The sequence below is a fragment of the Hamadaea sp. NPDC051192 genome, assembly GCF_040682475.1.
In the GTDB taxonomy this organism is placed as follows: domain Bacteria; phylum Actinomycetota; class Actinomycetes; order Mycobacteriales; family Micromonosporaceae; genus Hamadaea; species Hamadaea flava.
On the sequence record NZ_JBFBAZ010000032.1, the window covers coordinates 1 to 13,761 of the forward strand.

Here is a 13,761-nt window from a genome sequence, read left to right on the forward strand (position 1 = left end):
CCTGGCGGCTCGGCGGCGAGCCGGGTGACGGTCGCGCCGGCCGCCGCCAGCTCGGCCAGCCGCGCCTGGGCGTCGGCGAGCGGGCCGAGGTCCGCGCCGAGCGGGAGAAACGGCTCGCCCGACTCATAGCGAAATGCCCCATCCTGGGAGTGAATCGCCCCGCGCGCCGTCGGATCGGGGTCGACGTCCAACCCCAGCGGCGGACTCAGCTCCCGTCCGTGACTGGCCACCACCTGCCAGTGACCCGGCAGCGGCGGCGCGAACCGCACCCGCCACCCGGCCTCGTGGGGAAAGGCCGGCACCGCGGTGCTCAGTCCGGCGGGGCCGGTCACCGTCATGATCGGCTCTTCTTCCCCCATCTGGTACGCGGGACGCACCCCGTCCAGGGTGAACTCGGTCGGCCGGTGCACCGCGGTCTGCGCAGGCCCGGCGAGGATCAAGGTCACGGCGCAAACGATTTCATCGATCCACTGCAGCGGCAACCGCCGTTCGGAGGGTCCGCCTGTAGTGTCTGTGGCGTGGAGCTGCGTGATCAGGCTGAATCGGTCCTGCGTGAGCTGGTCGGCCCAGCAGGCAGTGGTGCTCCTCATGGGGGGCGCGCGGTCGGGGCGGCAGCCGGGGCGACGTTGCGGGAAGATCAGTGGACGGCGATCGAAGCTCTCGTCGTACGCCATCAGCGCGTGCTCTGTGTGCAGCGCACGGGCTGGGGCAAGTCCGCCGTGTACTTCATCGCCACCGCCCTGCTCCGGCGTACCGGGAGCGGGCCGACGGTGATCGTGTCGCCGCTGCTGGCGCTGATGCGCAACCAGGTCGCCGCGGCGGAGCGGGCGGGCATCCGCGCCCGGACGATCAACTCGGCGAATCTGGAGGAATGGGACCAGATCACCGACGAGATCCGGGCCGGGGCGGTCGACGTGCTGCTGATCAGCCCGGAACGGCTCAACAATCCGGACTTCCGGGACGGGGTGCTGCCGAAGCTGGCCGCCACGACCGGCCTGCTCGTCATCGACGAGGCGCACTGCGTCTCCGACTGGGGTCACGACTTCCGGCCCGACTACCGGCGGCTGCGTACGCTGCTCGGCGAGCTGCCCGGCGGCGTTCCGGTGCTGGCGACGACGGCCACCGCCAACGGCCGGGTCTGCGCCGACGTGGCCGAGCAGCTCGGCGCGGACGTGCTCGTGCTGCGCGGTCCGCTCGGCCGGGATTCCCTGCGGCTGTCGGTCATGTCGCTGCCGTCGGCGGCCCACCGGTTGGGCTGGCTCGCCGATCACCTCGACGGCCTGGCCGGCTCGGGCATCGTCTACACGCTGACCGTCGCCGGAGCGAGCGAGACCGCCGAGTTCCTGCGGTCGCGCGGCTACTCCGCCGCCGTCTACACCGGACAGGCCGAGGACGCCGAACGCCGGCAGGCCGAGCAGGACCTCCTCGACAACAAGGTCAAGGCGCTGGTGGCGACATCCGCGCTGGGCATGGGCTTCGACAAGCCCGATCTCGGGTTCGTCGTGCACCTGGGCGCGCCCGCCTCGCCGATCGCGTACTACCAGCAGGTCGGCCGGGCCGGACGCGCGGTGGAGTCGGCGGACGTCGTGCTGATGCCGGGCAAGGAGGACACCGCGATCTGGCGATACTTCGCCTCGCTCGCCTTCCCGCCCGAGGAACAGGTACGCCGCGTGCTCGACGTCCTCGATCAGGCCGGCCGACCGCTGTCGACGCAGGCGCTCGAACCGCTCGTCGACCTTCGGCGTACGCGGCTGGAGATGATGCTCAAGGTCCTCGACGTCGACGGCGCAGTCCGCCGCGTACGCGGTGGGTGGTGTGCGACCGGTGAGAAGTGGTCCTACGACACCACCCGGCTGGGTCGCGTGGCCGACGCCCGGGAGTCCGAACAGCGGGCCATGCTGGCGTACGCCTCCACTTCGGACTGCCGGATGCACTTCCTGCGGCAGCAGCTCGACGATCCCGCTGCCGCGCCCTGTGGACGCTGCGACACCTGCGCCGGGGAGTTCCTGGCGTCCTCGGTCAGCGAAGAGGCGCTCGCGGCGGCGACGGCGTACCTGCATCGGCCGGGCGTCACGATCGAGCCCCGGCGGCAATGGCCGACCGGGCTGGCCGCCATCGGCCTCGACCTGTCCGGCCGCGTACCCCCCGACGAGCAGGCCTCGGCCGGCCGGGCCATCGGCCGGCTGTCCGACCTCGGCTGGGGGCCCCGGCTGCGGTCGCTCCTCGACGCCGGGGACGGACCGGTCCCGGACGACGTCCTGAAGGCGCTCGTGGAGGTGCTGAAGGACTGGGCCAAGGGCGACGATCCCTGGCCGGTACGCCCAGCCGGCGTGGTCGGCATCGGCTCCCGCCGCCGCCCTAAGCTCGTCGCGTCGGCCGCGGCCCGGATCGCCGAGATCGGCCGCCTGCCGTTGCTCGGTCTCACGACTCCGCTCGGCCCGCTGTCCCCGGTGGCGGGCGGCAACAGCGCGCAACGGCTGCGCCTGGTCCACGGCTCGATCGAGATCGGCGCGGACCTCGCCTCCGCATTGTCTACTGTCGACGGACCCATCCTGCTGGTGGACGACGTCGTCGACAGCGGCTGGACGGCGACGCTGGTCGCCCGCGAGCTACGCCAGGCCGGCGCGTCCGCGGTCTACCCCCTCGCCCTCGCCCTCAACGCCTGACCCGTCCTCAGGTGCGGATCACGGTTACGCAGCTGATCCCGGCCGGTTTCAGCCTGCGTAACCGTGATCCGCAGCCAACGGAGGCAAGGCGGCTCACCAGGTCTGGGAGCCGGCCTGCTGGCGTGTGGTGGCGTTGACCCGGTTGTAGAAGTTGGTGGTGGCGATCCACAGCACCAGCGCGGCCAGCTCCTGCTCACCGTAGTGCTTCGCGGCCGCCTCCCACACGTCGTCCGGAACGGCGTCGGCCCGGTCGGCGAGGCGGGTCATCGACTCGCTGAGCGCCAGGGCGGCCCGTTCGGCGTCGGTGAAGTACGGCATCTCGCGCCAGGCGGCGACACCGTGGAGACGCTCGTCGGTCTCGCCGGCCTTCTTCGCGCTCTTCACGCCGTAGTCCACGCAGAAGCCGCAGCCGTTGATCTGGCTGGCCCGCAAGTGGATCAGCTCCAGCACCGAGCCGGGTACGCCGGTCGCCTGGACCGACTGGCTCAGCGCGTACACGGCCTTCAGCGCACCGGGAACGACGGAGACGGGGTTGGTCATCCGAGCCTGCATTGTTTCTCTCCTTCACAACGGTTCGTCATTGCACTGACGGGTGCGAAGGAGCGGATGTGACAGCTGTGGCAGCCGTCACACGAAGCGGGCCGACAAGACGAAACGGCGCCCGGGGGCAAGCCCGGACGCCGTTCGCGGAACAGGTGAAGCAGGTGCGGTGCGTCAGGAGGTGACGCGGATCTTGATCGACGTGCCGCTCTCCGAGAGCACGCGGATCTTGACCCCCGCCGCCGGCAGGACGACGCCGTGGTTCGGCAGTTCGGCGTACCAGTAGGTCTTGGTGTCGTCGAACAGCGGCTGCGCCGCCTGGCCACGGACGTAGTTCGCCACGCCGTTGATGTGCAGCGTGAACGAGTCCGCCCGAGTCAGGCTGAACGGCGCGTCGTAGACCTGGACGCGAGCCCGCCACGGAACCCCGTTGAGGTTGTACAGGGGAACCGGGTGCGAGTCGATGTACAGGTTCCGGCCGGAGCCGGGGTGGGCGAAGGTGTCGTTGTCGGCGTACGACGTGTCCCAGTAGGAGATGAGCAGACCCTGCTGGTACGCGTAGTGGTCGACCTTGTCCGGCTGCGTGTTCAGGTAGCCGAAGTAGTACGGCCCGGTCTTGAGGTACTTGTCGTAGGAGACGTAAGACCGGTGCCCGGCGATGTAGTAGTTGTCGAAGAACGCCGAGATGGACGTCCCGACGGCGGAGAAGTTCGCCGCGGTCCAGCCGTTGTCGCCGCTCTCCGCACCGTCACTGAAGATCGCCGAACCGTTCGCCGTGATGGCGACCTCGTCCACGAAGATGCCGTTCGGCACCGCCGAGTCGTTGCCGGCCACCGCGCCGTCCGTGGCGTAGCGGATCCGCAGCGAGACCGTCTTGCCGGCGTACGCCGACAGGTCGAAGGTCGCCGGGGTCCACGCCGCCTGCGTGCCGTCGATACCGTTGCCCTCGGCCGCGTTGGCGATGCTGCCGGGGATGGCCTTCCAGCCGGTGCCGTCGTCGACCTCCACGTACGCGTAGTCACACGCGTCCGGGCCGCAGTCTTCGATGTCGTACCGAGCCTGGAAGGACAGCGAGGCCGTGCCGGCCGGCAGAGTCACCTGCCGGGCCAAGGAGGCCGCGTAGTCGTCACCGGAACCGCTCCACCACTGCTTCGATCCAGCGGCGGGAGCGCCCAACGCGGTGAGGACTTCCTTCTTCGGGAGTACGACCACGAGGCCTTGAGCCTTGTCCGAGTTGTACTCCTGCGGGCCGAGCGTCAGCGTCTTGTTCCCGCCGACTCCGGCTCCCGCCACCACCGTCTCGTAGTCCAGCCAGCCCAGCTGCAGCTTGTTCCAGGCTCCGAGGTCGCCGGCGCGGTCGCCGATGAACTGCTCGCCCTTGGCGCCGAGTCGGCTCTGCGCCATGAGCGTCCAGTGCTCGTTGTTGTTGTCCCCGCCGTAGATGTTGTTGTAGTCGTCCGGCAGGCCGAGGTCGTGACCGAACTCGTGGAAGAACACGCTCCGGCCGCCGTTCTCCGGCTGGATCGTGTAGTCGCCGATCCACAGACCCGAGGTGCCGATCTGGGTGCCGCCGAGGAGGTTCCCCGACGGGCCCTGCGAGCCCGCGAGGTTGGTGTACGCGTACCAGCGGTGGCTCCAGATGGCGTCCTCACCCTGCTGCGGGTCGCCGTCGGCCTGGTCGCCGCCGGCGTGGACGATCTGGAAGTGGTCCATGTACCCGTCGGGCTCGTTGAAGTTGCCGTCGCCGTCGAAGTCGTAACGGTCCCACTTGTCGAACGTCGCCAGTTCCGCCTTGATCTCGGCATCGGTGCGGCCGAGGGCGACCTGGTCGGCGTACCACTGGTTGGCCGCGTCCTTGATCAGCGCCCACGTGTTCGAGCAGACGTTGCTGGCGCACGGGTAGCCGTTGGACCGGCCGTAGCGCGCCTCGTTGTACTGGACCTTGACCCAGTCCGTGACCGTTCCGTCCACGCTGTACCGCCCGGACGACTGCGTCTCGTAGTAGGTCTTGAGCGACTCGACACCCTTGCCGGTGCCGAAGTACATCTCCTGGTAGTGCTCCCGGTTGTAGTCGGGCTGCCACACGGTCGAGTTGTCGGCCGCGCGGTCCGGTTCTGGGATCGAGTTGACCAGAGGACCCTCGAACGTCGCCGGACCTGCGGTGTTGGCGTCCGTGTCCTGGTCGGGGTAGCTGGGGTGCCGCTGGTCGCCGAACTCGGCCAGGATCACGAAGACCCGGTCGGTCGTCTCGCGGGCCAGCTCCACGTACTGGTCCTTCTTACCTTTCCCAGAGGACGTGCTGCGGGAGCCGGCGGCCGTCTGTCCGACCTTGACGACCGTGCTCGCGCCGCGTTGCTCAGCCTTCCGCTCGCCGTTCAGAACGGCGGTGAGGCCTTGCTCGCGCAGCTCCCTTCGCTTGTCCTCCAAGGGGTTGGGCAGCTCGTCTGCGCCCGGCGCACTGTCACCGGTCGCTTCCGTGCTGACGGGGGAAGCCGGCTGAGGCGCCGCCAACGCAGCCGAACCCAGCGTGGTGCCGAGTCCGGATGCCAGCGACAAGCCGAGCAACCCCGCGACGATTCTGCGCATGTCCACCTCCGGTAGGGGAGTCGCCCGCCACCGTTCGGATGATCCGGTGTCGAGCGTGGGGGTACGCCTCTCGATCGGAGAGCCGACATGCAAGCTAATCCAGATATCCGGAAATCGGAATACCAGGTTCATCGATAACTATTAGCCGAGCGTACGGTTTCGGTTACCGTACGAGGGCGTACGCCTCCCGCAGGTCGCCCCCGGCATAGACATGCGTTGCGAGTGTGCGCACATGGTGGTCACCGTTGACAGCCACCCGCACGGGCACCGCCGCGAACAGCGCACTGTCCGATTTGGAGTCTCCATACGCGACACAGTCGTCCCTGGTCAGACCGTATCGGGCAGCCAGCTCATCGGCGATCGTCACCTTCGACTGGGGGTTCAGCACACCGCACACGTCGAGGGTGGTCCCGGCCGGGAACGGCACGTCCGGGAAGACCGCCGCGCGTACCTCGTGCACGCCCCAGGAACTCAGCCGGCGGACGAAGAAACTCGGCGACAAAGATATGACAGCGCAGTGCTCACCGCGCTCGGTGATCTCGGTCCAGACGTCGCGGATGCCCGCCAGCCACGGCGCCCGGGCGAAGGCGTCGGCCACCACGGCCTCCGTCAACGCCGACCACATCGCGTACGCCTGGCGCGCGTACTCGGCCGAATCGACCACGCCGGTGGCGAACTGGCCGTCCAGCGATCGAAACTCGTCCACCTTGCCGATGACCTTGGCCAGCTCGATGTTGGCCGAGGAGTCGCGGATCAGCGTGCCGTCCATGTCGAACAGATGCAGCCGGCTCATCGCGCCCTCCCTTCGAATCTCGCCTGCTCAGGGGGCCTTTCTGCGAGCAGGGGAGATGAAGGATAGCGCTGAGGGCGGTCCCCCGCCAGGAAAACCGCCCTCGAAACGCCTAAATCCGGGTGAACTATTCGCCCTGGTCTCGCCGCGAATGCTCAGCCAGGAACTTCTCCAGCTCGGCGCCGAGCTCGTCGGCGGTCGGCAGCGGCACCGGATCGGTCAGCAGGCTGACGTCCCGGCCGCGGGTGAACGCGTCGTACTGCTCCTCCAGCGCCTTCACGACCGCCGCCGCCTGCGGGTTGCTGACCAGCTGGCGTTCGATCTCGGCGCGTACGCGTTCGCCGGCCTCCCGCAGCTCGTCGGCGGGCAGCAGCAGCCCGGTCGCCCGGGAGACCGAGGTCAGCAGCAGCTCGGCCGCCGGCGGGTACTCCCCCTCGGCCAGATAGTGCGGAACGTGCGCGGCGAACCCGATCGCGTCCAGCCCGATCTGGCCCAGCCGGAACTCCAGCAGGTTCGTCACACTCGCCGGTACGCGTACCCGATCGATCCACGGCTCGTAACCCGCGATCAGCTCCGCGCGCGTGCCGTGCGCGGTGACCCCCGCCGGCCGCGTATGCGGCACGGACATGGGAATGGCGTGGATGCCGACGGTGACGCGGACGTTGAGCCGATCGATGAGCATCCTCAGCGCGGCGATGAACCGCTCCCACTGCATGTCCGGCTCCGGGCCGGTGAGCAGCAGAAACGGGGTGCCGTCATGGTCGCGCAGGGCGTGCAGCTCCAACCGGGGATCGTCGTAGGTCTCCCAGTGGTCGGCGGCGAAGTCCATCAGCGGGCGGCGCGCCCGATAGTCGAGCAGCTGGTCGATGTCGAACGAGGCGACCACCGACTGGCCCGGCAGCGCGGGCTCCAGCACGTCCAGCAGATGCTCACGGGCCAACCGGCCGGCCCCGCCGGCGTCGATGAACCCGCTCAGGGCGTGCAGCAGCACCGGCCGCCCGAGGTCAGCCGCCTCGGGCCCGGTCAGCTCGGGCGCCAGCTCGAAGAGTTCCTGCGGGTCTCGCACAGTCGTAAACCTCTCACGGTCCGCACACGTACAAAGCGCACAACGCGTGCGCTTCGTGATCCATTCCCGCCGCGGAGCGCGTATGCGAGCCGCCGGGAATGTGGTCGATGACGCCCCCGCACCCCCGATCACATCACACGGCGGCGAGCCGCCCTCGGGCCAGTCCATGATCAGGTTCAGTTTGACGTCGCTATGGCGACATGGAAGTGACCATGATCATGCCCCCCCGAGATGAGCGGCGAGCAGAAGCGGGTCACGAAAGGCGGGAGCGGGCGATGGCCGTCGCCGCTTCACGCGGAGGAACGCCGTCCGCGGCCGCGTGCGCGAGGACCGACCGGGTCAGCGTCCCGAGCACGGAGGAGATCTTGGCGTACGCCGCTCCGGCGGTCGGCGCGATGTCGCCGAACAGCGTCCACCACCACCACGCGTTGGTGGCGACGTTGGCCACGAAGTCGGGCAGCACGACGACGCCGCGAGCGTGCAGGGCGGCGGCAGCGGCGGGGGTGGTGGCGACGTTGGCCGCCTCGACCACCAACCGAGCTTGCACAGCGGAGGCGTTCGAGGAGTCGATGGCGTACGAGACGGCGGCGGGGACGAGGATGTCACAGGGCACGTCCAGCCAAGAGTCCGCCGAGACGACGTCGCCGGGCGCCAGGGCGGAGCGGTCGATCCTGCCGAAGCCGTCTCGATGGCGCAGCAGGTGCTCCACGTCGAGGCCGGACGGGTTGACGACGAGCCCGTCCGCGTCGGCGATCCCGACTACGAGCACTCCGGCTCGCGCCAGGAAGCGGGCGGTCGCCCCGCCCATCGAGCCGAACCCTTGAATCACCGCGCGCGGGGTGGACAAGCCAGCGGGCAGGGCGGTCAGGGCGCAGGTCGCGACCCCGTAGCCGCCGACGAGGTCGGCCAGGCTGATCCCGTCGACGTCGACGGCGAAGCCCGCCTTGACCTGCGCCAGCCCCGCTTCCGGGTCGGGCAGGAGCTGGAGAGCCGCCTCGATGGTGGACCGCAGTCCGATCTCCCCCGCCAGCTCGTCCAGCATGTCCTGGCGTACGCCGAGGTCTTCGCCGGTGGACCAGATCGTCTCCAGCAGCGGGCGCATCGCCTGGAGGTAGCGACGCAGCACGCCGCGCGCGTCCGGGTGGTGGGGCGAGCAGTCGATGCCGCCCTTGCCGCCGCCGAAGGGCTGGTAGCGGTCGCCGGGGACGCGGACGACCGCCTCTTTCAGGGTCATCCCCTGGGCCAGGTCGCGTACCTCGTCGAGGGTGCAGCCCGCGCGCATGCGCAGGCCGCCGCTGGACACGCCTTGGCGCAGCGCGTCCACGACCAGGTAGCCGCGGACGCCGGTGACCTCGTCGGTCCAGGTGACTTCCAGATAGGACACTAGGGGGCCTCTTCCTCCACCACGAGCAGGGTCGGCCCGGGGTGTTCCAGGCTCGCCTTGACCAGGCTGCGCAGCTCATCGGGCGTGCGCACGGCGAACCCTGCCCCGCCGAGCGCGGTCGCGAGCGCGATCAGGTCGGGCACCGGCAGGTCGACGCCGATCGGGTCGATCGACGCCGCGCGCATCTCGGCGCGGATCTCGCCGTATCCCCCGTTGACGAAGACGACGATCGGCAGGGCGACGCCTTCGGCCGCGGCGGTCGCGATCTCCTGACAGCTGAACATCAGGCCGCCGTCGCCGCACAGCGCCACGACCGGCCGGCGCGGCCGCGCCACCTTCGCGCCGATCGCCGCAGGCAACGCGTACCCCAGGGTGCCGAAGCCCGTGGGGAAGCCGAACGCGCCGGGCTCGTGCACCGGCAGGTTGCCCAACGCGCCGTAATACCCCGCCATCGCGTTGTCCGCGAGCACCAGCGCGCGCTTGGGCAAAGCTCCGGCCAGCGCGTCCATCCACGCCGTCCAGCGCGCGCCCTCGGCGCGGGCTTCCGCTCGAATCTTCGCTTGTACGCCGGAAGCAGCGGCCTCCACGGTGATCCCGTCGGCGGCTTTCAGCAGTGGCAGCAGGTCTTCGAGGGCGGCCGTGGCGTCGCCGCAGATCGGCAGGGCCGGGCGGGCGTTGATGAGCAGTTGGGTGGGATCGAGGTCGATCCGGATGACCTCCCCGCGCGGGGCGGGCGGCTCGTGCCAGAAGTCGCTGGGCGCCATCTCCGTCCCGACTGCGAGCAGCACGTCGCGCTCGGCCAGCCATTCGCCGGCGGCCGGCAGATGCGCGGCGGCGCCCAGGCTGAGCGGATGGTTCTCCGGCATGACGCCCTTGCCGTTGGCCGTCGTCAGCACTCCACAGTGGAGGAGTTCGGCGATCGCGATCACCTGAGCGGCGGCGCCCCGTGCGCCGCCGCCGGCCAGGATGCCGGGCCGCTGGGCGCCGTTGAGCAGCGTCGCCGCCCGGACGATCTGGGCTTCGTCGGCCCGGCGGCGCGCGATCCGCAACGGCGGCGCGATGCTGACCGGAGCGCTCTCGGCGAGCAGGTCGAGCGGGATCTCCAGATGGACCGGCCGAGGTCGCTCGGCGGCGAAGTCGGCGAAGATCTGGGCGACCGCCTCGGTCAGCTCGGCGTGGCTGCTCACCCGGTGCGAGTACCGCACGATGTTGGCCAGCGCCGCTCGCTGGTCGCGCATCTCGTGCAGCAACCCGGTCCCGCGCTGGGGGTGGCGTAGCGGCATGCCGGGCGACACGGCCAGCACCGGCACCGAGTCCGAGTACGCCTGCGCCAGCGCCGCCGTGATGTTGAGCAGCGCCGGTCCGGTCGTGACCAGCGCGACGCCGGGGCGACCCGAGGTCCGGGCGTACCCGTCGGCGGCGTATCCGGCTCCCTGCTCGTGGCGGGTGGTGACGTGCCGGATCTTCGAGCCCGCCAGATGCCGGTAGATCTCCAGGTTATGGGTGCCGGGGATGCCGAACACGGTGTCCACTTTGTGCGCGGCGAGGCTGGCCACCAGTGTTTCCGCACCGGTCAGCTGGGCACCGCCAGGCTGGCTCAGGCTATGAGTCATGAAACATTTTCTCCATGACAGTCCAGCGCCACAGCCCCCGATGATGTGACGAGTACCGGGTTGAGTTCCAGCGCGGCGAGCCCGGCCGTCCGGCAGATCGCCTGGGAGACCGCCTCGATCACGCTGGTCACCCCGGTCACATCGACGGCCGGTCGCCCGCGATGCCCGGCGAGCAGCGGGAACAACCGCAGTTCGCGCAGCATGTCGCCGGCCCGATACGCGTCGACGGGGGCGAGCGCGACAGCGGAATCCTGGAGCACCTCGGTGAGCAGCCCGCCCGCGCCGACCACGACGACCGGGCCGAAGCAGGCATCGATCCGAGCGCCGACCAGGAGCTCGATGCCCTCGGCGAGATCATGCTGCCGTTCGACGGCGTACGCGGAACTGGCGGGCAGCCGGCCGAACGCGGCGGTCACCGCAGCCGCGGTGCGCAGTCCGAGGACGACGCCGCCGTCGTCGGACTTGTGCGCCCGGCCCAACGCCTTGAGCACCACCGGATAGCCGATGCGCTCGGCCGCCGCGACCGCCTCGGCGGCGTCGCGTACCGGTTCGGCGTCGGCGAAGGCGACCTCGGGCAGGAGTGCCCGACCGGCGAAGTACCAGTCGCCCGGCGGCACCGCGTCCACTCCGGACGACGCTGCATCCACCGCGGACACCAACGGCGGTACGCCTCGCGCCGGGGTCGCCGCGTGGGCGAGCGCCCCGATCGCGTGCTCGACGGCTGGCCAGACCGGAATGCCGGCCGCCGCCAGCCGCCGTACGCTGGCCGACGGCCCGCTCGGCGGGAACCCGGCGAAGCTGTGCACCACCACCGGGACACCTCCGTCGGCGGCACCGTCGCTGATCTCGCCCGCCACCGCGAGTTCGGTCTCGGCCATGGCCGGATCGTCCGCGCTGTAGCCGCCGAAATAGCCGGTGAGCAGCACACAGTCCACGTCTCCGGTGGCTGCCAGGTCGCCGGCAGCCCGGGAGTACGCGGACATGTCCCGTTCGCCGGCGCCGGCCAGATCCACCGGCGGACGTGGGACGGCCAGCCCGGCGGCGATCGCCAGATCGGCGGCGAGGATGCCATGCCCGCCGCCGTCGCCGACGATCCCGACGCGGTTGCCCCGAAGCCTCGGGACGACCCGGCACGCCTCGATCAACTCCGTCGGCGTACGCACCAGCCGGATTCCGGCGTCCCGGCAGGCGGCCGCCAGAACGGCGTGATCGCCCGCGAGCGCGCCGGTGTGCGTACTGGCAGCGGCCGCACCGACGGCAGACCGACCGGCGGCCAGGAGCGCCACCGGGATTCCACTGTCGACGATCGTGGCGGCCCGGTCGATCAGCGTCCGGCCGTCGGTGAAGTCTTCGAGGTAGAGCGCGATCGCCCGCGCGCCGCCGTGTTCGGGCAGCAGATCAGCCGTACGCAGGCCGGCGCAGTCGCCCAGCGAGGCGAACCTCCGGAACCCGAGCCCGGATCGGCGCGCGATCACGCCGAGTTCCAGCGCCAGATTGCCGCTCTGGGAGAACAGCGTGACGTCGCCCGGCGGCAGCTCACCCCACAGGAGGCTCAGGCCGCTTCGTGAGTCGTAGACGCCGAGACAGTTGGGACCGAGCAGGGTCGCGCCCTGATCGCGTACCAGTTGGGCGACCTGATGGGACTCGGAGCGAGACAGGCCGGCGGTGATCCCGACGACGGATCGCGCGCCCGCGGCCAGGGCGACGTCGACGGCGGCCGCGAAGCCGACGGCAGGCACCGCGATGACCGCGAGGTCGATCGGCCGCTCCGGCGCGGGCGTGAACGCGACGGTATGCAGACGGCCGGGGCGGGGATTGACCAGCTGGACGTCCACACCGGACCGCAGCGCGCCCTCGGCGAGGTGACGGCCCCAGGACCCCGGCCGGTCGGAGGCGCCGAAGACCGCGATCGAGTCGGGGGCGAAGAGGGGGTTCACGGCAGGAACCTCGAAATGATCAAACGCTGGATGTCGGAGGTGCCCTCCTCGATCTCCTCCAGCTTGGCGTCGCGCATCCACTTCTCGGCCAGGAATTCTCGCGAGTAGCCCCACCCGCCGAGTGTCTGCACCGCCGCCCAGGAGCAGAACATGGCCGTCTCACTGGCGGTCAGCTTGGCCATGGCCGACTCCGCGGCGCACGGCAGCCCGGCGTCGAGGCGTTTGGCCGCACGCCAGGTGAGCAGCCGCGACGCCTCGATCTTGGCGGCCATGTCGGCGAGCCGGAAGGCGACCGCCTGGTGCTCGATGATCGGCTTGCCGAACTGGACCCGGTCGCGGGCGTAGCTCGTGGCCAGGTCCAGGCAGGCCCGCGCGAGCCCGGTGGCCGACGCGGCGAGGACGGTCCGTGAGATCTCGAAGGTACGCATCAAGCCGTGGAACCCGCGGCCCTCGTCGCCGAGCCGGTCCTCCTCGGGCACGAAGACGCCGTCGAGGAAGATCTCGGTGTTGGTGATCGCCCGCTGGCCCATCTTCCGCATCGGCGGTCCGAAGGTCAGCCCGTCCTTCGTGAGCAGGAACGCGGTCACGCCTTTCGAACGGCGGCCGGGATCGACGGTGGCGAAGATCACGTAGTACTCCGCGACGCCGCCGTTGGAGATCCACGCCTTCTGGCCGGTCAACCGGTAGCCGCCGCTGGTCCGTTCCGCGCGGGTGGTGATCGCGGCCGAGTCGGAGCCGACGCCGGGCTCGGTCACCGCCAGCGCCGTCATCGGCGGGTTCGGCCCGGTGAGCGGGCGCAGCCAGCGTTCCTTCTGCGCCTCGGTGCCCAGTTCGAGGACCGGGTCGGCGAAGAACCCGTTCGAGGTCAGCAGGTTGCCGATCGCGGCGTCGGCCGCACCCAGCTCCTCCTGCACGAGGCATTGCGTGAACACGTCGGTCGCGCCGCCTCCGCCGTACGCGGTGGGCAGCATGAAGTCCGTGATCCCAGCTGCGGCGGCCGTTCGCCACAGCGCCCAGGGCGTGACCGTGTCGGCCTCGTCGATCTCGCGGGCCACCGGCCTGATCTCGCGTACGCCGAACTCCCGGCAGAGGTCGAGGAGCGCCCGCTGCTCGTCGGTCAGCGGAACGAGTTCGGTCGGGAGATCCACGGCGGCCCCTTACTGATCGGTGAGTCAGTAG

General features: G+C 70.5%; 10 protein-coding genes. 1 reads left to right on the forward strand and 9 read right to left on the reverse strand.

Annotated features, from left to right (window positions below; all coding sequences use genetic code 11):
• Positions 1-446, reverse strand: a 446-nt coding sequence (locus tag AB0M47_RS16195) for a hypothetical protein (protein WP_363413610.1), incomplete at its 3' end; no start/stop codon positions are given.
• Between the two features lie 72 nt (positions 447-518).
• Between AB0M47_RS16195 and AB0M47_RS16200 the strand changes: the two genes are divergently transcribed.
• A complete protein-coding gene (locus AB0M47_RS16200; RefSeq protein WP_363413613.1) occupies positions 519-2,666 on the forward strand; it encodes a DEAD/DEAH box helicase in 2,148 nt (715 codons plus the stop codon).
• 93 nt (positions 2,667-2,759) lie between these two features.
• Here AB0M47_RS16200 and AB0M47_RS16205 read toward each other — a convergent pair whose 3' ends face one another.
• From AB0M47_RS16205 to AB0M47_RS16240, 8 genes are all read right to left on the reverse strand, one after another.
• A complete protein-coding gene (locus AB0M47_RS16205; protein ID WP_363413616.1) occupies positions 2,760-3,206 on the reverse strand; it encodes a carboxymuconolactone decarboxylase family protein in 447 nt (148 codons plus the stop codon).
• Between the two features lie 174 nt (positions 3,207-3,380).
• Positions 3,381-5,792, reverse strand: a complete 2,412-nt coding sequence (locus tag AB0M47_RS16210) for an immune inhibitor A domain-containing protein (protein ID WP_363413619.1) — start codon at positions 5,790-5,792, stop codon at positions 3,381-3,383.
• A 163-nt stretch (positions 5,793-5,955) separates the two neighbouring features.
• The gene (locus AB0M47_RS16215) at positions 5,956-6,585 is read right to left on the reverse strand and encodes an HAD family phosphatase (protein WP_363413622.1); all 630 of its coding nucleotides are present in this window, start codon (positions 6,583-6,585) and stop codon (positions 5,956-5,958) included.
• Positions 6,586-6,709: 124 nt separating this feature from the next.
• Positions 6,710-7,648, reverse strand: a complete 939-nt coding sequence (locus AB0M47_RS16220) for a PAC2 family protein (protein WP_363413625.1) — start codon at positions 7,646-7,648, stop codon at positions 6,710-6,712.
• A 253-nt stretch (positions 7,649-7,901) separates the two neighbouring features.
• Entirely contained in the window at positions 7,902-9,032 is a 1,131-nt protein-coding gene (locus AB0M47_RS16225; protein ID WP_363413628.1) for a Glu/Leu/Phe/Val dehydrogenase dimerization domain-containing protein, read from the reverse strand.
• Positions 9,032-10,645: a 5-guanidino-2-oxopentanoate decarboxylase gene (locus AB0M47_RS16230; protein WP_363413635.1), complete on the reverse strand. Its 1,614-nt coding sequence runs from the start codon at positions 10,643-10,645 to the stop codon at positions 9,032-9,034. The genes AB0M47_RS16225 and AB0M47_RS16230 overlap by 1 nt, the downstream gene beginning before the upstream one ends.
• Positions 10,642-12,582 carry an acetate--CoA ligase family protein gene (locus AB0M47_RS16235; protein WP_363413638.1) on the reverse strand — a complete coding sequence of 647 codons (1,941 nt, stop codon included), beginning with the start codon at positions 12,580-12,582 and terminating at the stop codon, positions 10,642-10,644. The genes AB0M47_RS16230 and AB0M47_RS16235 overlap by 4 nt, the downstream gene beginning before the upstream one ends.
• Complete coding sequence (locus AB0M47_RS16240) at positions 12,579-13,730, reverse strand: acyl-CoA dehydrogenase family protein (protein ID WP_363413641.1); 1,152 nt, start codon at positions 13,728-13,730, stop codon at positions 12,579-12,581. Before AB0M47_RS16240 ends, AB0M47_RS16235 begins: the two co-directional genes overlap by 4 nt.
• Positions 13,731-13,761 lie beyond the last annotated feature (31 nt).

Coding starts and splice junctions, on each gene's coding strand:
- AB0M47_RS16205 (WP_363413616.1), bottom strand. CDS start 3,206: ATGACCAACCCCGTCTCCGTCGTTCCCGGTGCGCTGAAGGCCGTGTAC.
- AB0M47_RS16210 (WP_363413619.1), bottom strand. CDS start 5,792: ATGCGCAGAATCGTCGCGGGGTTGCTCGGCTTGTCGCTGGCATCCGGA.
- AB0M47_RS16215 (WP_363413622.1), bottom strand. CDS start 6,585: ATGAGCCGGCTGCATCTGTTCGACATGGACGGCACGCTGATCCGCGAC.
- AB0M47_RS16230 (WP_363413635.1), bottom strand. CDS start 10,645: ATGACTCATAGCCTGAGCCAGCCTGGCGGTGCCCAGCTGACCGGTGCG.